Source organism: Streptomyces sp. NBC_00582, from assembly GCF_036345155.1.
In the GTDB taxonomy this organism is placed as follows: Bacteria; Actinomycetota; Actinomycetes; order Streptomycetales; family Streptomycetaceae; genus Streptomyces.
This window is the reverse complement of sequence record NZ_CP107772.1, coordinates 2,267,970-2,294,717: the sequence shown is the minus strand read 5'-3', so window position 1 is coordinate 2,294,717 and position 26,748 is coordinate 2,267,970. Positions and strand designations below refer to the sequence as shown.

General features: G+C 74.1%; 24 protein-coding genes and 1 pseudogene. 15 read left to right on the top strand and 10 right to left on the bottom strand.

Features of this window, described 5'->3' with window-relative positions:
• Positions 1-259: 259 nt before the first annotated feature.
• From OG852_RS09815 to OG852_RS09805, 3 genes are all read right to left on the bottom strand, one after another.
• A complete protein-coding gene (locus tag OG852_RS09815) occupies positions 260-1,075 on the bottom strand; it encodes a TetR family transcriptional regulator (protein ID WP_330347620.1) in 816 nt (271 codons plus the stop codon).
• A 160-nt stretch (positions 1,076-1,235) separates the two neighbouring features.
• A complete protein-coding gene (locus OG852_RS09810) occupies positions 1,236-3,041 on the bottom strand; it encodes a 3-hydroxyacyl-CoA dehydrogenase family protein (RefSeq protein WP_133913881.1) in 1,806 nt (601 codons plus the stop codon).
• 397 nt (positions 3,042-3,438) lie between these two features.
• Complete coding sequence (locus OG852_RS09805) at positions 3,439-4,017, bottom strand: hypothetical protein (RefSeq protein ID WP_133913880.1); 579 nt, start codon at positions 4,015-4,017, stop codon at positions 3,439-3,441.
• Between the two features lie 655 nt (positions 4,018-4,672).
• Here OG852_RS09805 and OG852_RS09800 point away from each other — a divergent pair.
• Positions 4,673-5,248 (top strand): adenylosuccinate lyase, encoded by a 576-nt coding sequence (locus tag OG852_RS09800; protein WP_133913879.1) that lies wholly within the window; start codon positions 4,673-4,675, stop codon positions 5,246-5,248.
• Between the two features lie 454 nt (positions 5,249-5,702).
• Here the strand turns inward: OG852_RS09800 and OG852_RS09795 are convergent, their stop codons facing one another.
• Both OG852_RS09795 and OG852_RS09790 read right to left on the bottom strand, forming a co-directional pair.
• Positions 5,703-7,271 (bottom strand): alpha/beta hydrolase, encoded by a 1,569-nt coding sequence (locus OG852_RS09795; protein WP_330347619.1) that lies wholly within the window; start codon positions 7,269-7,271, stop codon positions 5,703-5,705.
• Between the two features lie 144 nt (positions 7,272-7,415).
• Positions 7,416-8,495 carry an Rv2578c family radical SAM protein gene (locus tag OG852_RS09790; RefSeq protein ID WP_330347618.1) on the bottom strand — a complete coding sequence of 360 codons (1,080 nt, stop codon included), beginning with the start codon at positions 8,493-8,495 and terminating at the stop codon, positions 7,416-7,418.
• A 211-nt stretch (positions 8,496-8,706) separates the two neighbouring features.
• On the opposite strand from OG852_RS09790, the gene OG852_RS09785 reads away from it, so the two are divergent.
• The 4 genes and pseudogenes from OG852_RS09785 (at position 8,707) to OG852_RS09770 (ending at position 13,684) form a co-directional block, all read left to right on the top strand.
• On the top strand, positions 8,707-9,150 hold the full coding sequence (locus OG852_RS09785) for an SRPBCC family protein (RefSeq protein WP_133913877.1): 444 nt from the start codon (positions 8,707-8,709) through the stop codon (positions 9,148-9,150).
• Positions 9,151-9,834: 684 nt separating this feature from the next.
• Positions 9,835-10,117 (top strand): annotated as a pseudogene (locus OG852_RS09780) (carboxypeptidase-like regulatory domain-containing protein); the annotation flags it as partial.
• A 142-nt stretch (positions 10,118-10,259) separates the two neighbouring features.
• Positions 10,260-12,764 (top strand): ATP-binding SpoIIE family protein phosphatase, encoded by a 2,505-nt coding sequence (locus OG852_RS09775; protein ID WP_133913876.1) that lies wholly within the window; start codon positions 10,260-10,262, stop codon positions 12,762-12,764.
• Between the two features lie 194 nt (positions 12,765-12,958).
• Entirely contained in the window at positions 12,959-13,684 is a 726-nt protein-coding gene (locus OG852_RS09770; protein ID WP_330347617.1) for a class I SAM-dependent methyltransferase, read from the top strand.
• 14 nt (positions 13,685-13,698) lie between these two features.
• Here OG852_RS09770 and OG852_RS09765 read toward each other — a convergent pair whose 3' ends face one another.
• On the bottom strand, positions 13,699-14,292 hold the full coding sequence (locus OG852_RS09765) for a rhodanese-like domain-containing protein (protein WP_330347616.1): 594 nt from the start codon (positions 14,290-14,292) through the stop codon (positions 13,699-13,701).
• A 73-nt stretch (positions 14,293-14,365) separates the two neighbouring features.
• On the opposite strand from OG852_RS09765, the gene OG852_RS09760 reads away from it, so the two are divergent.
• Positions 14,366-14,644 (top strand): metal-sensitive transcriptional regulator, encoded by a 279-nt coding sequence (locus tag OG852_RS09760; RefSeq protein ID WP_055638536.1) that lies wholly within the window; start codon positions 14,366-14,368, stop codon positions 14,642-14,644.
• A 55-nt stretch (positions 14,645-14,699) separates the two neighbouring features.
• On the opposite strand, the gene OG852_RS09755 is transcribed toward OG852_RS09760, so the two are convergent.
• From OG852_RS09755 to OG852_RS09745, 3 genes are read right to left on the bottom strand one after another with little or no spacing between them, the layout of a single operon-like run.
• Positions 14,700-15,443 (bottom strand): sulfite exporter TauE/SafE family protein, encoded by a 744-nt coding sequence (locus OG852_RS09755; RefSeq protein WP_330347615.1) that lies wholly within the window; start codon positions 15,441-15,443, stop codon positions 14,700-14,702.
• The gene (locus OG852_RS09750) at positions 15,440-15,790 is read right to left on the bottom strand and encodes a rhodanese-like domain-containing protein (RefSeq protein WP_330347614.1); all 351 of its coding nucleotides are present in this window, start codon (positions 15,788-15,790) and stop codon (positions 15,440-15,442) included. Before OG852_RS09750 ends, OG852_RS09755 begins: the two co-directional genes overlap by 4 nt.
• A 27-nt stretch (positions 15,791-15,817) precedes the next feature.
• The gene (locus OG852_RS09745; RefSeq protein ID WP_330347613.1) at positions 15,818-17,395 is read right to left on the bottom strand and encodes an MBL fold metallo-hydrolase; all 1,578 of its coding nucleotides are present in this window, start codon (positions 17,393-17,395) and stop codon (positions 15,818-15,820) included.
• A gap of 322 nt (positions 17,396-17,717) precedes the next feature.
• Here OG852_RS09745 and OG852_RS09740 point away from each other — a divergent pair, with 322 nt between their 5' ends.
• From OG852_RS09740 to OG852_RS09715, 6 genes are all read left to right on the top strand, one after another.
• Entirely contained in the window at positions 17,718-18,551 is an 834-nt protein-coding gene (locus OG852_RS09740; RefSeq protein WP_133913870.1) for a M55 family metallopeptidase, read from the top strand.
• 76 nt (positions 18,552-18,627) lie between these two features.
• Entirely contained in the window at positions 18,628-19,944 is a 1,317-nt protein-coding gene (locus tag OG852_RS09735; RefSeq protein ID WP_330347612.1) for a M20/M25/M40 family metallo-hydrolase, read from the top strand.
• Between the two features lie 15 nt (positions 19,945-19,959).
• The gene (locus OG852_RS09730) at positions 19,960-22,146 is read left to right on the top strand and encodes a prolyl oligopeptidase family serine peptidase (RefSeq protein ID WP_330347611.1); all 2,187 of its coding nucleotides are present in this window, start codon (positions 19,960-19,962) and stop codon (positions 22,144-22,146) included.
• A complete protein-coding gene (locus OG852_RS09725) occupies positions 22,143-23,072 on the top strand; it encodes a S66 peptidase family protein (protein WP_133913867.1) in 930 nt (309 codons plus the stop codon). Before OG852_RS09730 ends, OG852_RS09725 begins: the two co-directional genes overlap by 4 nt.
• Before the next feature lie 36 nt (positions 23,073-23,108).
• Positions 23,109-23,375, top strand: coding sequence for a lipopolysaccharide assembly protein LapA domain-containing protein (locus OG852_RS09720; protein WP_133913866.1), 267 nt, complete (start codon positions 23,109-23,111; stop codon positions 23,373-23,375).
• Positions 23,376-23,394: 19 nt separating this feature from the next.
• On the top strand, positions 23,395-23,949 hold the full coding sequence (locus OG852_RS09715) for a GNAT family N-acetyltransferase (protein WP_133913865.1): 555 nt from the start codon (positions 23,395-23,397) through the stop codon (positions 23,947-23,949).
• On the opposite strand, the gene OG852_RS09710 is transcribed toward OG852_RS09715, so the two are convergent.
• A complete protein-coding gene (locus tag OG852_RS09710; RefSeq protein ID WP_133913864.1) occupies positions 23,921-24,268 on the bottom strand; it encodes a DUF6204 family protein in 348 nt (115 codons plus the stop codon). The two genes, OG852_RS09715 and OG852_RS09710, sit on opposite strands and share 29 nt — an antisense overlap.
• A gap of 58 nt (positions 24,269-24,326) precedes the next feature.
• Here OG852_RS09710 and OG852_RS09705 point away from each other — a divergent pair, with 58 nt between their 5' ends.
• The 3 genes from OG852_RS09705 to OG852_RS09695 are packed head-to-tail and all read left to right on the top strand — an operon-like array spanning position 24,327 to position 26,745.
• Positions 24,327-25,172, top strand: a complete 846-nt coding sequence (locus OG852_RS09705; RefSeq protein WP_330347610.1) for an arginase family protein — start codon at positions 24,327-24,329, stop codon at positions 25,170-25,172.
• Positions 25,173-25,191: 19 nt separating this feature from the next.
• Complete coding sequence (locus OG852_RS09700) at positions 25,192-25,707, top strand: phage holin family protein (RefSeq protein ID WP_330347609.1); 516 nt, start codon at positions 25,192-25,194, stop codon at positions 25,705-25,707.
• A gap of 6 nt (positions 25,708-25,713) precedes the next feature.
• Complete coding sequence (locus OG852_RS09695) at positions 25,714-26,745, top strand: SDR family oxidoreductase (RefSeq protein WP_330347608.1); 1,032 nt, start codon at positions 25,714-25,716, stop codon at positions 26,743-26,745.
• The last annotated feature ends 3 nt before the right edge of the window (positions 26,746-26,748 follow it).

Genomic DNA, 26,748 nt, shown 5'->3' with positions numbered 1-26,748 from the left:
GCGCGCAGGTCATGAGCTGCGGGGACAGCCGGCGTACGAAAGGTCTCTGCACGCCGGCCGCCCGGACACCTTCAACGTATGACACCGCGTGTCAGGTCGCAAGGCACTGAGTGCCAGATCTTCGCCTCAGATGAAATCTTTACGTAACAAATGAGCGATGATCGATCGAACCGGGTCGGAAATCCACGCGAAAACATGCCCTGACATGCCAAAACGGCCACCCGGTCGGGTGGCCGTCATCACAGGGCTGCGGTGCGGGTCAGCGCTCCTTGAGCGCCTGTTCGATGGTGCGCATGACCTCGTGGAGCGGGGCGTCGGTGCGGGCGACCGTCACCAGCACCTCGCCCTGCGCGGAGACCGCGGCGGGGACCTGCCGGCCCGGTGCGCCGCCGTCGCGTCCCGCGCCGATGCCCGTCCCGAAGGTCCGGCGGACGATCGCGAAGGCGTGGTCGAGCTGTGCCTCGACGTCGCCCTGGCCGCCGGCCCGCAGCCAGCGCCGCAGGACGTGGTTGTGGGCGGTGACCACCGCGGACGCGGCGACCTCGGCGAGCAGCGGGTCGTCGTTGGCGTCGTCGTCGTGCGCGTGCTCGTCGAAGTGGCCGAGCAGATAGCGGGTGAACAGCCGCTCGTAGCGGGCCACCGAGGCGATCTCCGCCTCCCGCAGGGTGGGCACCTCACGGGTCAGCTTGTAGCGCGCGACCGAGATCTCCGGCCGCGCCGCGTACATCCTCATGACCTCCTTGATGCCGCGGCACACGGTGTCGAGGGGGTGCTCGTGGGCCGGGGCCGCGTTGAGGACGGCCTCCGCGCGGATCAGGGTGTCGTCGTGGTCGGGGAAGATCGCCTCTTCCTTGGAGCGGAAGTGGCGGAAGAAGGTGCGGCGGGCGACGCCGGCCGCGGCCGCGATCTCGTCGACGGTGGTCGCCTCGTACCCCTTCGTGGCGAACAGTTCCATGGCCGCGGCCGCCAGTTCGCGGCGCATCTTGAGCCGTTGGGCGGCCGCGCGGCTGCCCGCGGGACTCTCCGAGGCGTCGGGCGTGGCTGGTGTGCGGGGGGACCTGGCGGGCTGGGACATGCCCCGAACGTACTGCATGTGCGCAGCTCGGTGCGCAGGTCCGGGGTTTCCCCCGCCCCCGGCGGGCGGGGCGGAGGCGGGCCCGGCGGGCGCGAGGGGCCCGCCGGGGTCGAGCAGTCCGCCCCAGTCCCGGTCGCCTTCGAACCAGTCGCCGACGCCGTCAGCGGCGGGCATATTCGCGGAAACCCCGGCCCGTCTTGCGGCCGAGGCAGCCCGCGGCCACCAGGTGCTCCAGGAGCGGGGCGGGGGCGAGGCCCGGGTCGCGGAACTCGCGGTGCAGGACCTTCTCGATCGCGAGGGAGACGTCCAGCCCGACGACGTCGAGCAGTTCGAACGGACCCATCGGGTAGCCGCCGCCGAGCTTCATCGCGGCGTCGATGTCGTCCAGGGACGCGTAGTGCTCCTGCACCATCTTGATCGCGTTGTTGAGGTACGGGAACAGCAGGGCGTTCACGATGAACCCCGCACGGTCGCCGCAGTCGACGGCGTGCTTCCTGATCCGTCCGCAGACCTCGTGAACGGTCGCGTGGACGTCCTCGGCCGTCAACACCGTACGGACGACCTCGACGAGCTTCATGGCGGGCGCCGGGTTGAAGAAGTGCATCCCGATGACGTCCTGCGGGCGCGAGGTGGCGCGGGCGCAGGCGACGACCGGCAGCGACGAGGTGGTGGTGGCCAGGACGGCACCCGGCTTGCAGACCTTGTCGAAGGTCGCGAAGAGCTGCCGCTTGATCTCCAGGGCCTCGGCGACCGCCTCGACGGCCAGGTCGACGTCGGCGAAGGTGTCGTAGCTCCCGGCCGGGGTGATCCGCTCCAGGGTCTGCGCGGCGGCCTCGGCGGTCATCCGGCCCTTGTCGACCGAGCGCGCCAGGTTCTTGCCGATGCGGGCCTTCGCGGTCTGCGCCTTCTCCTCGCTGCGGGCGGCGAGGACGACGTCGTAGCCGGCCTTGGCGAACACCTCGGCGATCCCGGAGGCCATCGTGCCGGAGCCGGCGACTCCGACGCTGCGGACCTCGCGGCCGGGGGTGCCGGACGCTCCGGCGACGGGCGTCAGCGTGTCCGCGACGACGGTCGCGCTGCCCGGCGCCTCGTAGGTGTAGAAGCCGCGGCCCGCCTTACGGCCCGTCAGACCGGCCTCGCTGAGCTGCTTGAGGATCGGGGCGGGCGCGTGCAGCCGGTCGCGGGACTCGGCGTACATCGCCTCCAGCACCGTACGGGCCGTGTCGACGCCGATCAGGTCGAGCAGCGCCAGCGGGCCCATGGGCAGTCCGCAGCCGAGCCGCATCGCCGCGTCGATGTCCTCACGGGAGGCGTAGCGCGCCTCGTACATCGCGGCGGCCTGGTTGAGGTAGCCGAACAGCAGCCCGTCCGCGACGAATCCGGGGCGGTCGCCGACCGCGACCGGCTCCTTGCCGAGGTCGAGGGCGAGCTGGGTGACGGCGGTGACGGCGGCCGGCGCGGTCAGCACCGAGGAGACGACCTCGACCAGCTTCATCGCGGGCGCCGGGTTGAAGAAGTGCAGGCCGAGGACGCGCTCCGGGCGCGCGGACTCGGCGGCGAGCCGGGTCACGGACAGGGCGTTGGTGCCGGTCGCGAGGATCGTCTCGGGCCGCACGATCCCGTCCAGTTCACGGACGATCTGCTGCTTGATCTCGTACGACTCCGGGGCCACCTCGATCACCAGGTCGGCGTCGGCCGCCGCGCGCAGGTCGGTGGCGGTGCGGACCCGGGCGAGGGCGTCGGCGCGCTCGGCCTCGGTGAGCCGGCCGCGCCCCACGGCACGGGCGGTGGAGGCCTCCAGGGCGGCGAGGGAGCGGGCGGTGCGCTCCTCGCTGATGTCGATGCCGATCACCTCACGGCCGGCCTGGGCGAGGACCTCGGCGATGCCGGTGCCCATGGTGCCGAGGCCGACGACGGCGATCGTCCGGAGCGGGGACAGGGAGGTGTCGGAGAGGGGAGTGGCCATCGCGGGACTCCAGAAGAAGAGGTGACGACTGGGAACGCCCCCGGGTGCGCCGAGGGAGCCTCTGAAAGGCCTGGGCGCACCGGGTGCGGAAAACGGGTTGCGGGTGGTGCCGGGCTACGAGCGCACACGCCCGGTGCCGGTCGCCGGGGGCGCGCACAACGCCCTGCGGACGAACGGGATATCCGACCGGCCCTGTCCCGTGGCCGGGTCGTGCGTCGGTACGTGATACCGAACCGACTTCTCTCGCGGAGGCTGCGTCACCAGGCCGCCGCGAGGAGTGAGAACGAGTGGGTGACTCGCTCGTATGAGCTTAACCGGGGAGTAACGAGCGCGCCAGCCCCCGGTGATGTGACCTGTTTCGCTTCGGGCCGTCGGCGCCGGCGGCCGCCGTGCGGTGTCAGGCGCCCTTGTCAGGGCGGTCCGGTGCGCCGGGGGTGTCCGGTGCGCCGGGGGCGTGCGGGGCGTCCCTTCGGCGGAGGAGGTGGACGTAGGCGGGAGCGCAGGCGCCGACGCCGGCCGCCGCCACTCCGGCCAGGCCGACATAGGTGTTGGCGAACAGGGAGTCGCGCATCATCTGGTGGACGGCCAGGCAGACGCAGGCGAGGGCGACGGCGATCAGCAGGGCCATCAGCCACCTCAGGACCCGCAGGGCGCGGCCCGGGCGGGCGGGAGCCGGGGGGTGGTCGCTCGGTACGGGGTGCTGGCGGGCGGCGGGGGAGGCCGGGGGTGCGAGGTGATGGCCCTCGGTCCGCCGGGGGTGCGGGGGGCGGGGTGCGGGGAGGCCGACGTGGATGTCGGGTGTGTCGAAGGGCGCCTGCGGGTCGGTGCGGGGTTCCGCACCGTGGGAGGGCGGGGAGGCGGGGGAGGGGGTGCCCGGTTCCGGGCGGGGCCCGGGTATGGCCGTCGAGGGGTGCTGCTCCGGCACGGCGTCGTGGTGCGCGGGGTCCTCGTACTCGGGGGTGCCGTGAGGGGCCATCGGCGTGCGCTTTCTGTGCGAGTGGGGCGGGGGCGTCAGGGGGCCGGGGTCGCCGGGCCGGTGAGCACGGGCGCGAACGTCCGGCCGCCGTGCACGGGTGGGCTGACGTGAGCCGCAGGACGAGCGGGAGCCGTCCGGCGGTCGGACTCATTCGTTCAGGGTCCTTCGGACCCGCCGCCGTCCGATGGCTCGTTACTTATCGGTAGCAACGCTTTCGATCACTTTCTCACGGCCCGCCGTGTGGGGCCGGGGGCAGGCGGGAGCGCGTCAACAGAAGCCGTTCCTTTCGGTGTTGAGCGGCTCTGTCGTGCTGTTGACGGGATAGTACTGATGTCCTTGGTCATGTCTTTCGGATGGCGCGATTCACTGGTGCGAACGGCGCTGCGTCGAGAAGTGGCCGAACATGACCGTGCGTGCGCGGAGCTGTGCGTTCCGGCCCGCCGCCGCCGTCCGGGGTCCGCGTCATTGCCGCACGTCATCGGTCGGGAAGGGGCCGTGCGGGGAGGGGGAGGCGCGCGCCGGGGGCGCGGTGTGAGAGTGTTCGCGCCCCTGACGGGGCTCTCGATACGGCCCCGAATGCGCTCAGTTGTGCTTCCATGCGCCGTCGCGCGCCGTGCGTCCGCCCTGCCCCCGGCGGCTCCCCTAGGCTCGGACCATGGACGAAGAGTTGCGCTCCCTCACGGAACGCTTACGGCACGAGTCCGGCGGCACGGAGGCCTACGAGCGGCTGGCGGCCCACGCGGACCACGACGAACTGGCGGGCGTGCTCACCGAGTCGGGCCGGCCCCTGTGGGCCCGCGAGGTGGCCGCGTTCCGGCTGGGGCTCGGGGGCGACCGGCGCGCCTTCGAGGCGCTCGTCCTGCTGCTCAACCACCGCGACCCGCCGCGTTGCGCCTCCGCCGCCTACGCACTGGCCCGTCTCGGCGACCCCCGTACGGCCCGGGCCGCGGCCGCCCTCGCCACCAACGAACTGCGCGTCGCCTACGCCCTGCACCCCGTCCGCCTCCTGGTGGAGCTGCGCGCCCCGGAGTCGGTCCCCGCGCTGATCACCACCCTGCGGCGCCGGCTGACCCCGCAGGACCCCTACCGCAGGGTGGCCCTCGCCTGTGTGGAGGGCCTCGGCACCCTCGGCGACGCCCGCGCCCGCCCCGTCCTGAACGAGGCCCTGGCCCACCCACCCCTCGCCGAGGCCGCCGTCCACGCACTGGCCCGCATCCCCCACCAACGCTGAACGGCCCCCGCCCGCCACCCACACCGCCGCCCCACCCACCACGGGCCCCCGCCCCGGCCCGCGGAGGCTGCACCACTCGCCCGGGCCGACGCGGGCCCGTCGGCGCCGGGCCGCGCGCCCCGCCTCCGCTACGCCGGGCCGCGCCCCCGTTTGACGGCGCGGCGACCCCGCGAACGCCCGTCGTCCCTCCCGTCCCGACCGACGCCGGGCTGCGCCCCGCGCGACCCGACCGGGCCGACGCGGGCCCGCCAGTGGCGGGCTGTGCGGCCCGCTTCTGCCATGCGGGGCTGCGCCCCGCCGCCCGGCCGGTGTCGGCCTGCGCGGGGTCGGCCCGGCCGACGCGGGCCCGGAGCCACGTGCGCCTTGCCCCCGTCGGTGCCGCGCTGTGTGTCCCCCCTCAGCGCGGCGTCGGCCTCCGGCTGTCGACGGCGGCGGGTCCGCGTTCTCCTCGGTCTCAGCCGCGGAAGCCCAGGAGGCCGTGCAGGGTCGAGCCGTGGGCGGTGGGGGAGGCCACCTTTCCGGTCAGGGGCTTCGGGTCCGGCTGGGCCTTGCAGACCGCGTCCACCGCTCCCGTGCCGTGCGGGACCGTGCCGTCGGTCAGATAGGCCGCGAGGTGCTGGTCCAGGCAGCTGTTGCCGCTCAGGGTGATGCCGTGGTTCCCGCCGCCCTGCTCGACCACGAGGCGGGAGCCGTGCAGCAGGGCGTGGACGGTGGCGCCGCCCTCGTACGGGGTGGCCGCGTCGTCCGTCGCCTGGAAGAGAAGGGCGGGCGGCAGGGCGCCGTTGGTGATGTCCACCGGCCCCCGCGACCGGGTCGGCCAGAACGCGCACGGCGCGTTGTACCAGCCGTTGTTCCAGGCCATGAAGGGCGCCTTCCGGTACGTCTCCCAGTTGTCCGAGCGCCACTCCTCCCAGTCGCGCGGCCAGTGGGCGTCCCGGCACTGCACCGAGGTGTAGACGCTGTACCCGTTGTCCCCGGAGGCGTCCACGGCGGCGAAGTTCTTGTACGCCTGCACCAGCGGATCGGCGTTCTTGTCGTTGACGTACGCCGCGAACGCCTTGGCGAGGTGGGGCCAGTAGCCGTTGTAGTAGCCGCCCGGCAGGAAGGTGTCCTCCAGCTCGGCGGCGCCCACCGTGCCGCCCGCCGGCGTGCGGGCCAGCGCCGCCCGCATCGCGTACCACTTCGCCTCGACCTCGGCCGGGTCGCCGCCGAGCCGGTACGTGGTGTCGTACCGGGCGATCCACGCCATCAGCGCCCGGTGGCGGTCGTTGAACGCGAGATCCTGGGTGAGGTTGTCGTCGTACCAGACGCCCGTGGGGTCGACGATCGAGTCCAGGACCAGCCGCCGCACCCGCCGCGGGTACAGCTTGGCGTAGACCGCGCCGAGGTACGTGCCGTACGAGTAGCCGAAGTAGTTCAGCCGCGGCGCACCGGTGGCGGCGCGGATCGCGTCCATGTCGCGGACCGCGCTGACCGTGTCGATGTACGGCAGCACGCGCGCGTACTTGGTGGAGCAGGCCTTCGCGAAGGACCGCGCCCGCTTCAGGTTGGCCTCCTCGACCGCCTCGGTGACCGGTACGGAGTCCGGCCGCACGGGGCCGAAGTGGCCGGGGGCGCAGTCGAGGGCCGGGGTGCTTTTGCCCACCCCGCGCGGGTCGAAGCCGATGACGTCGTACTGGGCGGCGACCGCCTTCGGCAGCGACGAGGCGACGAACCCGGCGAGGGACAGCCCCCGCCCGCCGGGCCCGCCGGGGTTGACCAGCAGCGGTCCCTGGTACCTCTTCGCGGTGTGCGGGACACGGGAGAGCGCCAGGGTGATCCGCTCCCCGCCCGGGTCGTCGTGGTCGAGCGGCACCTTCAGCGACGCGCACTGCAGTGTCGGCTGGTCGGTGGTGGCGCAGGTCTTCCAGGTGAGTCTCGCCGTCGGAGCGGCGGGCGCGGAGGCCGCGCCGGCCGGCAGGGCCGTGACGGTTCCGGCCAGGACGACGGCGGTGGCGCACAGCACGGCTGCGCGAGTGTTCAAGGAGTCCTCCCAGGACGGAGGTGGCCCTCGAGGGCCGGGCCGCGTCGCTCACGGCCCTCGCGGCATCGTCCCGAAAAGATCGTCCGGACATACGTACGGCGCGGAGAGTTGACCCGATTGGGCGCGGGATGCGCTCGGACGCGCTCAGATCAGGGTGAGCTGGGTCGGTCCCGAGGAGGTGTGCTCCGGCGCGGCCGCGGGCGCGTGCTCCGGCGTGGGCCCCTCCTCCTGCTGCGGCGGCCGGATCCGGCGCGGCATCCCGGCGGGCGCGGGCCCGATGCCGTACTCCTGGGCCAGTTCGTGCACCTGACGGGTGATCCGGCGCTGGTACCACTTCGGGGCGTAGGCGCCGTCCGCGTACAGCCGCTCGTAGCGCCGCACCAGATACGGGTGGTGCTGCCCGAGCCAGGCCATGAACCACTCGCGTGCCCCGGGCCGCAGATGCAGCACGAGCGGGGTGACGGAGGTGGCCCCGGCCGCCGCGATCGCCCGTACGGTGGCCCGCAGTTGGGCCGGCTCGTCGGAGAGGAACGGGATCACCGGCGCCATCAGCACCCCGACGCCCAGACCGTGCGCGGTGAAGGTCCGTACGACGTCCAGTCGCCGCTCGGGGGCCGGGGTGCCCGGCTCCACGGTGCGCCACAGCTCGGTGTCGGTGAAGCCGACCGAGACGGAGAGGCCGACGTCGGTCACCTCGGCGGACTGCTTCAGCAGATCCAGGTCGCGCAGGATCAGCGTGCCCTTGGTCAGGATCGAGTAGGGGTTCGCGTGGTCGCGCAGGGCGGACAGGATGCCCGGCATCAGCCGGTAGCGGCCCTCCGCGCGCTGGTAGCAGTCGACGTTCGTGCCCATCGCCACGTGGTCCCCGTGCCAGCGCGGCGAGGCGAGCTGGCGGCGCAGCACCTCGGGTGCGTTCACCTTGACGACTATCTGGGTGTCGAAGCCGATCCCGGTGTCCAGGTCCAGATAGCTGTGCGTCTTGCGGGCGAAACAGTAGACGCACGCGTGCGTGCAGCCCCGGTAGGGGTTCACCGTCCATTCGAACGGCATCCGGGAGGCGCCCGGCACCCGGTTGAGGACCGTGCGCGCCCGGACCTCGTGGAACGTGATCCCGGCGAACTCGGGCGTGTCGAACGTCCGGGTCGTGACCGCGTCCGCGCCGAACAGCGCGGGGTCCGCCGCCCGGTCGTGGCGGGATTCCGGGGCGAGGTTGTCCCAGCGCATGACGCCTCCTCGGTAGCAGTGCCCATGCACCTGAACCCACAATAGAACATCTGTTCCCATGATCGTGCGAACGGGCGTCTGCCTCGGCGTTTCGACCACCCCCTGATCGTTTCCCCCACCCCGATTTGGGCGGCCGTGGAGCGGGGTGGTTGGCTTGCCCCGCCCCGGAAACCCCGAGCACCCCCGAGCAACACGGACCTGGAGGAACTTCATGGCGCAGGTCGAGGCCACCACCGAGCGGGTCGTCGCGGCGGACCCCGACAAGGTGTTCGACACGCTCGCCGACTACAGCGGCACGCGCGCGAACCTGCTGCCCGCCCACTTCAGCGAGTACGAGGTGCGCGAGGGCGGCGACGGCGAGGGCACCCTCGTCCACTGGAAGCTCCAGGCCACCAGCAAGCGCGTCCGCGACTGCCTCCTGGAGGTCACCGAGCCCACCGACGGCGAGCTCGTCGAGAAGGACCGCAACTCCTCCATGGTCACCGTCTGGCGCGTCACCCCGGCCGGCGAGGGCAAGGCCCGCGTGGTCGTCACCACCACCTGGAAGGGCGCCGGCGGCATCGGCGGCTTCTTCGAGCGGACCTTCGCCCCCAAGGGCCTCGCCCGTATCTACGACGAGGTCCTCGCCAAGCTCGCCACCGAGGTCGAGAAGTAACCACCCCCGGCCGACGACCGCCCCCCGGCGCCCCCACCGGTACGGGTGGATTGCCCCGACGACCGGAACGGCGCCGTAACCCGTCGCGCCTGCGCCGAGTTGCCGCTTCACGCGGGAACCGTGCGGCAGGTGCGACGAGGGGGGCGGCACATGGGCGGGACCCCTTCGGCGCCGGCGTCGGCCTGGCGACGCCCGCCCTCCTGCCCGCCGTGCGCCACGCCGCACCCCCGTCGACCGCGCCGCCGCCACCACGGCCCACACCTGGCTCCGCCTGCTCGGCGCCACCGCCCTCTCCGGCGCCCTCCTCACCGACACAATCGCCGCCCGCCCGCCCGCCCCCACGGCCCACACCTGCCTCCGCCTGCTCGGCGCCACCGCCCTCTCCGGCGCCCTCCTCACCGACACAATCGCCGACCGCCCGCCCGCCCCCACGGCGGCCGGCCCCGCCCGACCTCCGCTCCCTCGTTCCGCACCTCCTGCGCACCCTGCCCCCGGCCCGGCGCGACGCCCACACGGGCGCGTACGCCGACATCCCGCCGTGGATCTTCCTCCTCCTCGTCCCGGTGCCGCTGCTCGGGCTGCTCCTCGCCCGCCTCCTCAAGGAGACCCCCCTGCCGACCGGGGCCGCCTCCCGCCCCAGCGCCTAAACGGAGCCCGGGACCGTGACCGGACGCATCCTCGCCCGAGGCCCGCCAGGACGTCGAACTCGCCGGCGGCTCCGTGATCCGCGGCACCGTCCGCGCCACCGGCGGACGCGCCGTCGACGACGCGCGTGACCCTCCTCGACGCGGCGGGCCACGTCCTCGACACCCTCACCACCGGCCCCGACGGCGCCTTCCGCTTCGTCGACCTGTCCTCGGGCGAGTACACCCTCATCGCCACCGGACACCCGCCCGTCGCCGGCGTCCTGAAGATCTCCGGCGGCGGCCGCACCGGGCACGACCTGCGGCTCGGCCACGACGACTGACCGGTCGAACGACCCGGCGGCGTACCCCGGCGTGCTCCGGTGAAACCAATTACAGAATTGCCGCACATGGCGACCGGCGTGCGCCGTACGGTTGTTGCTGCGGACAGATCTTGCACAGCTCTGGGGAGAGAGGGCCTGGGCCATGGACCGTGGCACCGAGAGGGACGCACCTCCCAGCCGCGGAGCGAACAGCGCGGCGGTGGACGGCACCGCCGACCCCGGACGGGTCCCCCTGGCCGTGGTCGTCGTCGACCGCGACGGCCTCGTCTCCCACTGGAGCACCGGCGCACGCCGGCTCTTCGGCGTCGCCAAGGAGGAGGCGCTCGGCGAGCCCGCCATCGACCTGCTCCCCGTCTCCGGCGCCCTCCCCGAGCCCGGCGAGATCTACGGCGAGTACGGCGCCTACGACGGCCTGGGACCCGGCCTGGAGTCCTCCCTCGACCAGGGCCTCAGCTACCCCGCCGCGGGACGCGCCCGCCTCACCGTGCCCGGCCGGGAGGGGGAACGCGCCGACGTCCTGTGGTGGGCCTACCCGCTGGTCGGCCCCGGCCGCGAACGGCTGCTCGTGCTCGCCGCCGACGCCGCCGCACTGCACGGCGACCCACGGGCCGCGGACCCCTCAGGCCCGCTCGCGGTGGAACGCATCGCGCCCGGCTTCGCCCTGCACACCGACTTCCCCGGCGCCGAGGAACTCGCCCGCCGGCTCCCCGACATCCTGCCCAGCATGAGCGTCGGCGAGAGCGCCCGCATCGTCGCCCAGATCCTCGAACTCGGCTATCCCGTACTGGAGTTCAGCCAGAACGACCGGGTCCCGGTCACCCCCGACTGGGGCGTCGCCCGCCGCGTCGAGCGAAGAGCCCGCCGTGAACGCGCCGCCCGCGCCGCCGCCGAGGGCCTGTCCCTGCCCGACGACCTCACCGACGATCCCGCCGACGAGCGCGAGGACCTCGAGTACGCCGCCGTACGCGAGCGCCTGGAGTTCCTCAACGAGGTCAGCGGGCGGATCGGCACCTCCCTCGACCTCTCCCGCACCATCGTCGAGGTCAGCAAGGCCGTCGTGCCCCGCTTCACCGACGTCGCCGGCACCTATCTGCGTGAACAGGTCGTCGCCGGCGAGGGCTTCCCCGACGGCGTGCCGGACACCCGGACCATGTGGCACCGGGTGGCCGTCGAACACACCGACGAACCCGGCCGCTGGGACGACGTCGTCCCCGTCGGCGAGGCCATGCCCTTCCCCGCCCACACCCCGTTCTTCCAGTGCATGACCACCGGCCAACCCGTCCTCGTGCCCCGCATCAGCGAGCAGATGGGCCACGCCATCGCCTCGCAGTTCGAAAAGCGCGACATCCGGCCCCTCATCACCGGCCGCTCCATGCTCGTCGTCCCGCTCAAGGCCCGTAACGTCGTCCTCGGGTTCATGATCCTGCTGCGCCACCCCGAGCGCGCCGAGTTCAACGACATGGACCGGGTCACCGGCGCCGAACTCGCCGCCCGCGCGGGCCTCGTGCTCGACAACGCCCGCATGTACACCTACCAGGAGTCGGTCGCCGACACCCTCCAGGACAGCATGCTGCCGCACATCCCGCCGCGCCGGGCGGGCTGCGACATCGCCACCCGCTATCTGCCCGGCACCCTGCTCGGCCGGGTGGGCGGCGACTGGTTCGACTCCGTGAAACTCCCCGGCGCCCGCACCGCCCTCGTCGTCGGCGACGTCATGGGCCACGGCCTCAACTCGGCCGCCATGATGGGCCAGTTGAGGACGGCCGTCCAGACCATGGCCGCCCTCGACCTGCCGCCCGCCAGGCTCCTGCGCAACCTCGACGACCTGGCCCAGCGCCTCGGCGACACCTACCTGGCGACCTGCCTGTACGCCGTCTACGACCCGATCGCCGGCGAACTCCACCTCGCCAACGCGGGCCACATCCCGCCGGTGCTGGTGCGCGCGGCGGACGGCCGCAGCGAACTCCTCGACCTGCCCACCGGCGCCCCGATCGGCGTCGGCGGAGTCCCCTTCGAATCGGTGTGCGTCCGCGTGGAACCCGGCGACCGGCTGGTGATGTGCACCGACGGGCTGGTGGAGGTGCGCGGCGAGGACATCGGTGTGGGCCTGGCGACCCTGTGCGAGTCCGCCGCCCATCCGGCCGCCTCCATGGACGACGCCTGCGACACCATCATCCGCGCCCTCGCCGCGACCTTCACCGAGGCGGGCCGCGGCGGCCGCAAGGACGACGTGGCCCTGCTGATGGCCCGTCTCAGCGGCATCGAACCCGACGACGTCGCCGAGTGGCGCTTCCCCCTCGACCCGGCCGAGGTCCCCCGGGCCCGCGCCGTCGTCCGCGAACAGCTCCACGACTGGGGGCTGGCGAAACTGGCGTACCCGGCCGAGCTGATGGTGAGCGAGCTGGTCACCAACGCCGTACGGCACTCCCATGACCGGCCCGTCATCCTCAGGCTGATACGCGGCGAGACCCTGCTGTGCGAGGTGGACGACGACGACCACGACCTGCCGACCCTGCTGAGCGCGGGGCCCAAGGACGAGACCGGACGGGGACTGCGTGTGGTGAGCACCCTGGCCCGCGAGTGGGGCACCAGCCGCACGGGCACCGGCAAGTCCGTCTGGTTCGAGATGACTCTGCCGAGGCGCTGAGCAACTCCCTTTCCGTGCACGGATGTTGACTGCCGAGCCGGTCCCTTTCGACACAAGGGGCGCACAACGGCGTACGCGGCGCGGACCAGGCGTGAAGGAACCGCGCGCCCTGCTTGTCGCCGCACCTCCGGAGCGATAGACCGTACTCGCCCGTCACTCATGACGGATCGGCCTCGCACCCCTGGGGAGTTGGGATGAGCGTGACGATGCGGTACCGGGAGGCCTGGGAGGGCTTCTGGCGGGAGGCCCCCGACGACCCCGGGGCGGTCTTCTGGGACGCGGACCCGAACGTGACCGCCGCACTCCACCTCGCCCTCTTCGAACCCCATGTCGCCGACAGCGCCCTGCCGTTGGTGGACCTCGGCTGCGGCAACGGCACCCAGACCCGCTTCCTCGCCGACCGCTTCCCGAGGGTCGTCGGCGTCGACCTGGCCGCCGCCGCCCTCGACCACGCCCGGCACGCCGACCCCGCCGGCCGGGCGACGTACCGCCTGCTGGACGCCGCCGAGCAGGGCGCCGCGCAAGCCCTGCACACCGAACTCGGCGACTCCCACGTCTACATGAGAGGCGTCCTGCACCAGTGCGAGCCCGCCGACCGGCAGCCCCTCGCCGACGGGATCGCCGCGCTCCTCGGCGAGCGCGGCCGGGTCTTCCTCGTCGAACCGTCCGAGGCCGCGGGTGCCGTCCTCGGCGGTCTCGCCCAGGCCCCGGCCGGGCCGCCCCCGAAGCTCGCGCCGATCTTCCGCCACGGCATCGCGCCCGGCGAGGTCGCGGACGCCGCCGTACCCGTCCTGCTGGAGACGGCCGGGCTCACCGTCCTCGCGAGTGGGGAACTCCCCCTCAGGACCACCGAGTTCGGCCCGGACGGCACAGTGCTCGAACTGCCGTCGAAGTGGCTGGTGGCGGGGCGGGCCGACTGACCGTCGCGAGCCGGTCAGCCGGCGAGCCGCGCCAGCGTCTCCTCGAAGGGGACGGCGTCGCTGCCCGGCCGGTTGAGCGGCAGCCGGGCGAGCAGGGCCGCCATGCCGCAAGTGTTCGTCGCGCCCGAGAACACCAGACCGGCGCCGATCAGCCCCGACAGCCAGTGCGCCGGCGGCCACGCCAGACCCGCCAGGAACCCGGCGACGACCAGGGAACCGGCGGCGAGCCGCACCTGCCGGTCCATCGGCCAAGGGGTACGGGCACCGGCCCCGCGCTCCAGCGGGTGCCCGGCCGCGGCCCACGCGCCGGTGCCGCCCTCCAGCGTGGCCGCCGCGACCCCGAGGTCCGCGAGCCGGGCACAGCCCCGCGCGGACCGGGCCCCGGAGGCGCATACGATCAACAGGGGGCGCCGGCGTGCGGCCGCCGTCAGCGCGGCCGAGGCCTCGCCGAGCCGGTCCAGCGGCACATTGAGCGCGCCGGGCAGACGACCCGAGGCGTACTCGCCGGGTGTGCGCACGTCCACGACGGTGAACCCGTCCGGCCGGGCGGCCGCCTCAGCCGTGGTGAGGCTCGTCGGGGGGAGGGGGGCGGTCTGGGAACCGTTCACGGAACAGAACCTTTCTGGGGGGTGTTGTCCCGCACGGGTAGGATACCCGCGGGGGTATACAGGAGGAGGAATCGTGCAACTCGACATGTCGGCCGAGGAGCTGAAGTCCGCGCTCAACCGGCTGCGGCGTGCCCAGGGCCAGCTCGCGGGCGTGATCCGGATGATCGAGGAGGGCCGGGACTGCGAGGACGTGGTCACCCAGCTCGCGGCGGTCTCCCGGGCCCTGGACCGGGCCGGGTTCGCGATCATCGCGACCGGTCTGGAGCAGTGCATGACCAGCGAGGACCCCGAGGTCCGCGACTCCGCGCAGATGCGCGCCCGGCTGGAGAAGCTGTTCCTGTCGCTGGCCTGAGCGCAGAAGGCCGGGGGAGGAGGCCGGGGGAGGAGGTCCGGGGAGGCCCGGGGGGTCACAGCACGGCCGTCAGGCCCATCCCCGCCGCGACGGTCAGCAGTACCGCGCCGAAGATCCGCTGGAGGGTGGCGGGGGATACCCGTGCGGCCAGCCGCCGCCCGTCCCACGCCCCCAGCACGGCGGTCGCCAGGAACAGCGTGATCAAGTCCCAGTCCAGGCCGCTCGCCGTCCAGGCGCGCGCCCCGAGGGCCACCAGCGCGTTGGCGACGATCACCAGCAGACTCGTGCCCACGGCGGCCCCCATGGGGACGGCGAGCACCCCCACCAGCGCCGGTACGGCGAGGAACCCGCCGCCGACGCCGAGGAACCCGGTCACCGCGCCGAGCCCCGCCCCGGCTCCGGCCGCGCGGGCCGCCGAGACCGACGTACGCGCGCGTGGGGGGCGCCGGCGCAGCATCCGTACGGCCGCCACGGCGGCGAGCACCGCGAACATCGAGGTCAGTACGGTCTGCGGGATCCGCGCGGACAGGGCGCCGGCCGTCGCGGCGGGCACGACACCCGCCGCCGCGAACAGCAGCCCCGCCCGCCAGCGCACCGCCCCCACGCGCGCGTGGGCCACGAGGGCGGTCACCGAGGTGACGATCACGATGACCAGACTCGCGGTGGTCGCCGAGGCCGGGTCGAAACCCAGCAGGTAGATCAGCGCCGGGACGGTGAGGATGCTGCCGCCCGCCCCCAGCGCGCCCAGGGCCAGCCCGACCAGGGCCCCGGCGAGCAGGGCCAGCACAAAGGCGCTCACCGCACGGTCCCCGCTACCCCGCGCGCGTTCACGACGGGCAGGCCCAGGGCGGCCCACTCCCGCATGCCGCCGACCACATCCGGCACGGACACACCCCGCGCGGCGAGCAGCTCGGCGGCCTGCCGGGAGCGGTTGCCGGAACGGCAGATCAGCACCGGTTCGCGCCCGGCCGGCAGACCCGCCGAGCCGTCGATCCACGCGGAGAGCGGCAGATGGACGGCGCCCGGAGCGTGACCGGCGGCGAACTCACCCTCCTCACGGACGTCGATCAGCACGGCCCTGCCGTCGCGGAGCAGCCGGTGGGCCCGGGCGGGAGTGATACGGGATGCGGATGCGGATGCGGACATCGCGATGATCCAGTGTTCGGCGCGCCGTCAGGCACGAGCGGAGGGGCTTGCGGGAGCGGCGGAGACTGCCGATCCGGAGCGGCTTGCGGGAGCGGCGCAGGCCGCTGATCCGTCGCGGGCGGCAGGGGCGGCAGGGGCGGCAGGGGCGGCAGGGGCGGCAGGGGCGGCAGGGGCGGCTGGGGCGCCTGGGGTGGCGGGGGTGGCAGAGGTGGCAGGGGCGGCCGAAGCCGCCGGGCCGGTCGGGGTGGTGGTGAGGGACAGGCCGGCCTCGGCCGCCGCGGCGAAGCCGTCGTCGACCGCCACCACCGACCGGCCCGCCGCGTCCAGCAGGGACGCGGCGATCGCCGCACGCATCCCACCCGCGCAGTGCACCCACACCGTGCCGGGCGGCACCTCCGCCAGCCGCCGGTGCAGCTCATGGACGGGGACGTGGACGCTGCCCTCGATCCAGCCGCCGGCCCGCTCGCCGTCCCGGCGCACATCGAGCACGACGACGTCCGCGCGGCGCGCGCGGGCGGCGGCGAGCCCCGCGAACGTGGACCGGGGGAACGAGGCCGGCGCCGCGCCCTCGGGGAGCCAGTCGGCCGGTGAGCCGACGGCCGCCGCGGCCGGCCGGTCGATACCGACCCGGATCAGCTCCCGCTGCGCCCGGGAGACGTCCCCGGCGCTCGCGGCGAGCAGCGTCACCGGCCTGCCCCACGGGATCATCCAGGCGAGATACGTCGCGAGCTGCCCGTCGACCTCGAAGTTGAACGCCCCGGCCACATGCCCCTCGGCGAACGCCATCCGGCCGCGCAGATCCACCACCCACTCACCCGCCGCGAGCCGCCGGGCGAGCTCGGCCGCGTCGGCCCGCTGGGGCGGCGTCAGATCCACCGGCGCGGGCCCGCCCGCGTTGGCCGGGCCCATGTGCGCGTAGTACGCGGGCACGTCGTCCAGCCCGGCCAGCAGGTCCTTCACGAACGTGTCCACGTCCTGCGCCAGCGCCGGATTGGACGCCTTCTGCGCCCCGATCGTGGCACCCTCGCCGCCCGTCCGTCCGGCGGAGCAGAAGCTTCCGAAACCGTGGGTCGGCAGCACCGCCACCTCGTCGCCGAGCTCGGCCGCGAGCCGGTGCGCGGAGGCGTGCTGGGCCCGGGCCAGCCGTTCCGTCAGTCGCGGCTCGACCAGGTCCGGGCGGCCCACGCCACCGATCAGCAGCGAACCGCCCGTGAACGCCGCCACCGGCCGCCCCGACTCCTCGAGGAGGTACGCGGTGTGGTGCGGGGTGTGCCCGGGCGTGGCCACCGCGCGCAGCACCAGCTCCTCGTCGACCGGCTCCACGTCCCCGTCGGCGACCGGCACGCGCGCGTACGCCACCTCCGCCCCCGCCGGCACCAGGTAGCGGGCCCCCGTCAGCCGGGCCAGCTCCAGGCCGCCGCTCACGTAGTCGTTGTGGACGTGGGTCTCGGCGACGGCCACGATCCGCACCCCGCGCCGGGCCGCCGCGGCGATCACCCGGTCGATGTCCCGCGGCGGATCCACGACCACCGCGGCACGGGCACCGCCCGCCAGATGACTGCGGTTGCCCAGCCCCTCGGTCTCCACGACGTCGGCAAAGAACACGGCACTCTCCCTCGCTGAAAATTACCCCCGGGGGTATCTGGACACCACCGTAACAGAGATACCCCCGGGGGTATTCCAGGACTCCTGGAGGTCCGGGGTTCCGCGCGCACCCCGCTCAGCCGCCCCCCTGCACACCGGCCCCCGGCGGCCGGTACGGCTACCTCGGCGAGCGCGTCGGCGCCCTGGAGGGCGTACGGTCCGTCGAAAAACGCTCCTGACACTCCGCCAGGTGAAGCAACTGGCCCACGTCCGGAGCCGCCACCCGGGCGACCGGGGCACCGCCCCCTAGGCTCGGCAGCCTCCAGCGGAAGGGGCCCCGCACGTGAAGATCCTGATCAGCGCCGACATGGAGGGCGCCACCGGCGTCACCTGGCCGGCCGACGTGCTGCCCGGGACCCCCGAGTGGGAGCGCTGCCGGTCCCTGTTCACCTCCGACGTCAACGCGGCCGTCCTCGGCTTCTTCGACGGCGGCGCCGACGAGGTCCTCGTCAACGAGGCCCACTGGACCATGCGCAACCTCCTCCTCGAACGCCTCGACGACCGCGCCGAGATGCTCACCGGCCGCCACAAGTCCCTCTCCATGGTCGAAGGCGTCCAGCACGGCGACGTCGACGGCGTCGCCTTCGTCGGCTACCACGCCGGCGCCGGCATGGAGGGCGTCCTCGCCCACACCTACCTCGCCAACTCCATCACCGGCGTCTGGCTCAACGACGTGCGCGCCAGCGAGGGCCTCCTCAACGCCCACGTCGTCGCCGAGTACGGCGTCCCCGTCGTCCTCGTCACCGGTGACGACGTGGCCTGCGAGGACGCCCTCGGCTACGCCCCCGAGGCGCTGAAGGTGGCCGTCAAGGACCACGTCTCCCGCTACGCCGCGGTGTGCCGCACCCCGGCCCGCACCGCCGCCGACATCCGCGCGGCCGCGAAGGAGGCGGCTACCCTCGCCGGTCGACGGGATCCGGTCGACGGTGGACCGTATACGGTCGCCGTCGAGTTCGACGCCGCCCACCTCGCCCTGGCCGTCACCGTCGTACCCGGCGTGACCCGCACCGGCGAACGTAGGATCGCCTACACCAGCGGCACGATGTACGAGGGCATCCGCACCTTCAAGGCGGTCACCACCGTCGCCTCGGCCGCGATCGAGGAGCAGTACGGCTGAGCAGTAAGTCTGAGCAGTACGGCTGAGCGGCGGGACCGAACGCCGGCACGGGCACGGGAACGGAAACGGGAGCGGGATGACTGACGCGCAGGCACGGGACGAGGTCGTCCGGTTCACCTCCGACCTCATCCGCATCGACACCACCAACCGCGGCGGCGGCGACTGCCGGGAGCGGCCCGCCGCCGAGTACGCGGCCGCCCGACTGGCCGAGGCAGGCCTCGCACCGGCCCTCCTCGAACGCACCCCCGGACGCACCAACGTCGTCACCCGCATCGAGGGCACCGACCCCTCCGCCGACGCCCTCCTCCTCCACGGCCACCTCGACGTCGTCCCCGCCGAGGCCGCCGACTGGAGTGTGCACCCCTTCTCCGGCGAGGTCCGCGACGGCGTGGTGTGGGGCCGCGGCGCCGTCGACATGAAGAACATGGACGCGATGATCCTCGCCGTGGTGCGCGCCTGGGCCCGGCAGGGCCTACGCCCCCGCCGTGACATCGTCCTCGCCCTCACCGCGGACGAGGAGGCCGACGCCGAGGACGGCGCCGGATTCCTCGCCGACCGCCACGCCGCCCTCTTCGAGGGCTGCACCGAAGCCGTCGGCGAGTCCGGCGCGTTCACCTTCCACGACGGCGCCGGCCGGGAGATCTATCCCATCGCCGCGGGGGAGCGCGGCACCGGCTGGCTCCGGCTCACCGCCCGTGGCCGCGCCGGACACGGCTCCAAGGTCAACCGCGAGAACGCCGTCACCCGCCTCGCCGCCGCCGTCACCCGCATCGGCGAACACACCTGGCCACTGCGCCTCACCCCCACCGTCCGCGCCGCCCTCACCGAACTCGCCGCCCTCTACGGCCTGGAGAGCTCCCTCGACGACCCCGGATCCGTGGACGTCCTACTGAAGAAGCTGGGCCCGGCGGCCTCCCTCGTCGAGGCGACGGTCCGCAACAGCGCCAACCCGACCATGCTGGAAGCCGGTTACAAGCTCAACGTCATCCCCGGCGAGGCAGTCGCCCATGTCGACGGACGCTATCTCTGGGGCACCGAGGACGAGTTCACCGCCACCCTCGACGAACTCACCGGCCCCGACGTCGACTGGGAGTTCCGCCACCACTCCGTCGCCCTCCAGGCACCGGTCGACTCCCCTCTCTACGCGACGATGCGCGCCGCCGTCGAGGAGTTCGCCCCCGAGGGGCACGTCGTGCCGTACTGCATGTCCGGCGGCACCGACGCCAAGCAGTTCTCCCGCCTCGGCATCGACGCCGCCTACGGCTTCGCCCCGCTGAAGCTGCCCCCCGGCTACGACTACCAGGCGCTCTTCCACGGCGTCGACGAACGCGTCCCCGTCGAGGCCCTGCACTTCGGCGTCCACGTCCTCGACCGGTTCCTGCGCACGGCCTAGACGAGCGGGGAGAACGTGCAGATCCTGCCGTACGGTTCCTGGCCCTCACCCCTCGACGCCCAGCTCGCCGCCACCCAGGACGGGCGCCCCGAGTACGTCGGCTTCGTCGGCGACGAGGTGTGGTGGACCGCGCCGCGCCCCACCGAGGACGGCCGCCGCACCCTCGTCCGCCGCCACCCCGACGGCACCGAGGAGTCCCTGCTGCCCCCGCCGTGGAACGTCCGCAGCCGCGTCCACGAGTACGGCGGACACCCCTGGGCGGCCGTCGCCCTCCCGGACGGCCCGCTCCTGGTGTTCGTCCACCACACCGACCAACGCCTCTACGCCCGCGAACCCGGCCACGAGCCCCGTCCGTTGACCCCGCTCTCGCCGCTCGGCGCCGGACTGCGCTGGGCCGAGCCCCAGTTGCTGCTCGACCGGCGCGAAGTCTGGTGCGTGCTGGAGGAGTTCACCGGCCCCGCCCCCACCGACGTCCGCCGCGTCCTGGCCGCCGTCCCCCTCGACGGCTCCGCCGCCGAGGACCGCACCGCCGTCCGCGAACTCACCGACGACCACCACCGCTTCCTCACCGGCCCCCGCCTCTCCTCCGACGGCCGGTACGCCGCCTGGCTGGTCTGGGACCATCCCCGGATGCCCTGGGACGGCACGGAGGTGGTCGTCGCCGCCGTCACCCCGGACGGGACCCTGCGCGGGGCACGGGTGGTGGCGGGCGGCCCGGAGGAGTCGATCACCCAGGTGGACTGGCAACGGTCGACGGACGGCGGTATGCGATCTACGGCCGATGGTGTGCGGTCCACCGCCGACGGTATGTGGTCCACGGCCGACGGTATGTGGTCCACGGCCGACGGTCTGCGGTCCACCGCCGACGGCATGTGGTCCACGGCCGACGGTCTGCGGTCCACCGCCGACGGTCTGCGGTCCACCGGCCACAGCCCCCCGTCGGCGGACGACGGTATGCAATCGGCCGTCGATCGCATACAGCAACCCACCGACCGCCTCCTGTATGCAAGCGACCGCACCGGCTGGTGGAACCTCTACCGCGACCACCAGCCCCTCTGCCCCCGCGAGGAGGAGTTCGGCGGCGCCCTCTGGAAGCTGGGCCTGCGCTGGTTCGCGCCCCTGGACGACGGTCTCGTCGCCGTCGTGCACGGCCGGGGCGCCACCGCGCTCGGGATCCTGGACCCGGAGACCGGGGAGCTGGTCGACGCGGCGGGGCCCTGGACGGAGTTCGCGTCCACGCTGGCCGTGCGGGGGGACCGGGTGGTGGCGGTCGCGGCCAGTCCGCGGTCCGGCTACGAGGTGGTGGAGCTGGACGCGCGGACCGGGCGAACCCGGGTGATCGGGGCCGCGCACGTCGACCCGGTGGATCCGGCGTACTACCCCGAGCCGCAGATCCGTACCTTCGCGGGCCCCGACGGGCGGGAGGTCCACGCACACGTCTACCCGCCGCACCACCCGTCCTGCGCGGCCCCCGGTAACGAACTGCCGCCGTACGTGGTGTGGGCGCACGGCGGGCCCACCGACCGTGCGCCGCTGGTGCTGGATCCGGAGATCGCCTACTTCACCTCCCGGGGCATCGGGGTCGCCGAGGTCGAGTACGGGGGGTCGACCGGGTACGGGCGGGCGTACCGGGAGCGGCTGCGGGAGCAGTGGGGGGTGGTGGACGTGGAGGACTGCGCCGCCGTCGCCCGGGCCCTCGCCGACGAGGGCACCGCCGACCGCGGCCGGCTGGCGATCCGGGGCGGCAGCGCGGGCGGCTGGACCGCCGCGGCCTCGCTGGCCGGCACCGATGTGTATGCGTGCGGCACGATCCGGTATCCCGTGCTGGACCTGGTGGGCTGGGCGACGGGGGAGACCCACGACCTGGAGTCCCGTTACCTCGACTCGCTGGTCGGGCCACTCGCCGAGATGCCCGGCCGCTACGCCGAGCGCTCGCCGGTCGAGCACGCCGAGCGGATCACCGTACCGTTCCTGCTGCTGCAGGGCCTGCAGGACGTGATCTGTCCGCCCGTGCAGTGCGAGCGGTTCCTGGCCCGGCTCGCCGGGAGGGTGCCGTACGCGTATCTCGCGTTCGAGGGGGAGGGCCACGGCTTCCGGCGGGCGGAGACCACCGTGCGGGCGCTGGAGGCCGAGCTGTCCCTGTACGCTCAGGTGTTCGGGCTGCGCCCGCCCGGCATCCCCACCCTGGAGCTCGTGCAGTGAAGGACCTCGTCCGGCCGTCCCGGCTGGCCCCCGGCGCCCGTGTGGCCGTCGTCGCCCCGAGCGGCCCCGTGGCGGAGGAGCGGCTCCAGGCCGGGCTCGATCTGCTGCGCGGCTGGGACCTCGACCCGGTGGCCGCGCCCCACGTCCTGGACCGGCACCCCGAGCTCGGCCATCTCGCGGGCACGGACGCCGACCGGGCCGCCGATCTCCAGCGCGCCTGGTGCGACCCGTCCGTGGACGCGGTGCTGTGCGCCCGCGGCGGCTACGGCGCCCAGCGCGTCGTGGACCTGCTGGACTGGGAGGCGATGCGCGCGGCCGGGCCGAAGGTGTTCGTCGGGTTCAGCGACAACACCACGCTCCACGAGGCGTTCGCCGTCCGCCTCGGCCTCGTCACGCTCTACGGCCCGGTGGCCGCCGGCGTGGACTTCGTCAAGAACGCCCGCGCCCAGGACCATCTCAGGGCCACGCTCTTCTCCCCCGAGACCGTCCGCACCCTCACCTCCACCGCCCCCGGCCCGCCCCTCGCCCCCGGCCGCGCCCGGGGCGTCACCCTCGGCGGCTGCCTCACCCTCCTGGCCACCGGATACGGCACCCCGCACACCCGCGCCGGTGCCCGCGGCGGGTTGCTGCTGATGGAGGACGTGGGGGAGCGGCCCTACGCCGTCGACCGCGCCCTCACCCAGCTGCTGCGCACCGGCTGGCTGGACGGCGTCGCCGGGATCGCGCTCGGCTCCTGGGACCGGTGCGGGCCGTACGAGGAACTGCGGCCGGTGCTCGCCGACCGGCTCGGCGGGCTCGGGGTGCCGGTCGTCGAGGACCTCGGGTTCGGTCACCGCGAGGGCGCGCTGACCGTGCCCTTCGGGGTGGGCGCCGTCCTCGACGCGGACGCCGGCACCCTCACCCTGGACGAGCCCGCCCTGCGCTGACGTGCGGGACGGCGTCCCGCGGCCCACCCTGGAGGTATGAGCCCGAAGACGGCGAAGTCCGCGAAGATCCCCGGGGCCCACCGCGGTTCCGCCGGCTGGCGGGCCTCGCTCACGCCGGGCCGGATCACCATGCTGGTCCTCGCCGTGCTCACCCTGGTCTTCATCTTCGAGAACACCCAGGAGACCAAAATCAGACTGCTGATCCCCGAGGTGACCATGCCGCTGTGGGCGGCCCTGCTCGCCACGGCGCTGATCGGCGCCCTGTGCGGGGCGTATTTCTGCATGGGCCGCCGCCGGCGCTGACCGGCCGTAGGCTGACCGGATGCCGCACACCGCCTCCCCCTACCTCGCCGAGGGCCCCCGCGTGGGCATACGTCACTTCACCTACGCCGACGGGGCGGAGTTCACCGCGCGGGTCCGTGAGAGCAAGGACCTGCACCACCCGTGGCTGTTCCCGCCGGCCACCCCGCAGGCGTACACCGCCTACGCGGGACGGCTCATCGAGGACCCCACGAAGGCCGGGTTCCTCGTGTGCGAGAAGGAGGCGGACGGGGCCCTCGCCGGGTTCGTCAACATCAACAACATCGTGCACGGCGGTTTCCAGTGCGGTGCGCTCGGCTACGGCGCCTTCGCGCACGCCGCCGGACGGGGCCTGATGCGGGAGGGGCTGGAGCTGGTGGTGGGGTACGCGTTCGGGCCGATGCGGCTGCACCGGCTGGAGATCAACGTGCAGCCCGGCAACGCCGCCTCGATCGCCCTCGCGCGCTCCTGCGGGTTCCGGCTTGAGGGCTTCTCCCCGAAGATGATCCACATCGACGGGGAGTGGCGCGACCACGAGCGGTGGGCGCTCACCGTCGAGCAGCGGACTTCCGGTTGATCTTCATGGTGTCGAGGTCGGTCACCGTCGACCTCAGCGCGGTGAACCCGTAGCCCAGCTCCCGCAGGGCCGTCTCCGCGCGGTCCTCGGCGAGCGCGCCCGCCATCTCCTCGCCGTCCGCCGCGTCCGACTCCACCACGAACCGCATCGAGAAGTGCTTCAGCGGCTGTGGCTCGTAGGTGAGCGTGCCCTCCTCGGTGAAGCGCATGCTCGCCAGGCCGTGGTCGGCGGCCTGTGCGACCAGCCGGGCACGGGCCTGTTCGGTAAGACCGTCCCAGGTTCCCCGGACGATCACCCGGTAGGTGTGCCGCTCGCTCATGTCCGCTCCTCGCTCAAGTCGTTGGAGGGCCGAGGGTACGTCGGCGAGGACGCGGCGCATGCGGAATTTCGTCGTGGCCGACGCCCCCCTCCAACCTCGGCCCGCGCCCGCGCCGGCGCCGGTGCCCGGGACCGTCCCCGACTGCCACAAGCTGGCGGGTGCGCTGCGTGAGCAGGGGGTCCTGCGGCGGCTGGGCACGGCCGAGGGCGGGGTCGTCCCGCCGCGCTACGACCGCGGCGGCTGGCGGGAGGGCGACGGCGTCTTCAACGCGGCCGCCCTCACGACGTGCACCCGGCGGCTGGCCGACCGGATCGAACGGCACGTCCGGGCCGGCGGCTTTCCCGTCGTCCTCGGCGGCGACTGCTCGATCCAGCTCGGCGCGTCGCTCGCGCCGCGGCGCCTCGGCCGGTATGGGCTGGCGGCCGTCGACGCCTCGCCGGACTTCCGGCACCCGGGCAACTCCGACCGCGTCGGCGCGGCGGGCGGCGACCACGCCGTCCGGGTGCCGGGCGATCGGATTGCGGCCCACCGGGGTCGGCACCGGGCCCGCGACGATGTCCGCGCCGAACTCGGTGAGCGTCTTGTGGGCCTCGTCCACGTCCGCGACCGCGATCGTCGCCGCCACCGTGCGCAGCACCTCCAGGCTCCTGCGCCCGCCCGCTCATCAGCGGGAAGCAGCCGACGGCGCCCCCTGCACACCACCGCGTCCGAAACGCAGGGCCCCGGTGCCCGTGAGCCGCTCGTAGAAGGAGACCGCGGACCCCAGATCGTCGACACAGAACCCCGGGGTCGCTCCCGGAATGTCCGTACGGGGAGCCTGGTCGGGGCCGGCGCGGGCGGGGGATCCCTTCACCCGATCCCTGCCGGGCCCGCCCACCGGGACCGGGGCGTTACGGCGCCGTGACGGCGGGTACCCGGCGGCCATGGAGCGCATCGATCACCTGGAGCATCTGGACAAGCACCTCGTCGACGAGCTGGCGCAGGTGGCGCGCGAGACGATCCGCGACGAGCTGCGCGAGCAGACCCGCAAGCAGCGCCGCAGGGCCACGCTGTACGCGGCGTCCGGCGCCGTCGCCCTCTACGCGGGCGCGGCCCTCGCGCTCGCCCTCGGCCTCGCCCTCGACATCGGGCTGCCCGGCTGGGCCGCCGCGCTGATCACCGCCGTGATCCTCGGCGCCCTCGCGTACGCGCTGCGCGGCGCCGCCCGGCCCCACCCCGCCACCGGGCCGACGGCCGGGGGAGAGGCGCGGCTGAGCCACGCCGCCCGGAGCGCGGGACACGGCCCCGTCGCCGGCGCCATGCCGCCGGCCGGCCCCGCCGCCGGTCTCGGCACCCCGTACCCGCCGATGCCGCCCGCGCCGCCCGTCGCGCCCGGCGACCGGGCGCCCGTTGCGGGCGCGGACGGGATCGACCCCGAGAACCCGCACCACCGGGCGTGACGCCGGATGCGCACTCCCAGGGGGCCGCGCCGGAACGTGGTGGTGACCGGGGCCGCGGCGGGCGTCGGCCGGGCCACCGCCCGCGCCTTCGCCGCCCGCGGTGACCGGGTCGCCCTCCTCGCCCGGGGACGCACGGGGCTCGCCGCCGCCGCGGACGAGGTGCAGCGGGCGGGCGGTGAGGCTTTCGTCGTGAGCGTCGACATGGCCGACGCGAAGGCCGTCGAGGACGCGGCCCAGCAGGTCGTCGACGCGTTCGGCGGCATCGACGTCTGGGTCAACGACGCCTTCGCCGGCGTCTTCGCGCCCTTCACCGAGATCACCCCCGACGAGTTCCGCCGGGTCACCGAAGTGACGTACCTGGGCTATGTGTTCGGCACCCGGGCCGCCCTGCGGCACATGCTGCCCCGGGACAGCGGCACGATCGTGCAGGTCGGCTCGGCGCTCGCCTACCGGGGAGTGCCGCTGCAGTCGGCGTACTGCGGGGCCAAGCACGCGATCCAGGGGTTCAACGAGTCGCTGCGGTGCGAGCTGCTGCACACCGGCAGCAAGGTCCGTACGACGATGGTGCAGCTGCCCGCCGTGAACACCCCGCAGTTCGACTGGGTGGTGGACCGGCTGCCGGGCCGGGCCAGGCCGGTGGCCCCCGTGTACCAGCCGGAGGTCGTGGCCCGGTCGATCGTGCACGCCGCCGGGCATCCGCGCCGACGCGAGTACTGGGTGGGCGGCTCCACGGCGGCGACCCTGATCGCCAACGCGGTCGTGCCGGGGCTCCTCGACCGGTATCTCGCCCGGACCGGATACGACGCCCAGCAGGAGGAGGGCGGCCACGACAGCGGGCCGGGCAATCTGTGGAGCCCCGCCGACGGCCCGCACGGGCACGACCACGGCGCCCGCGGACGGTTCGACGACGAGGCCGTCGACACCAGCCCCCAGGCGTGGGTCTCCCGGAACCGGACCCGTGCCGGAGCCGGACTGCTGGCGGGAGGTCTGGGCGCCGCCGCCCTCGCGACGGCCCTGCGCCGCAGGCCACGCGCCTGAGCA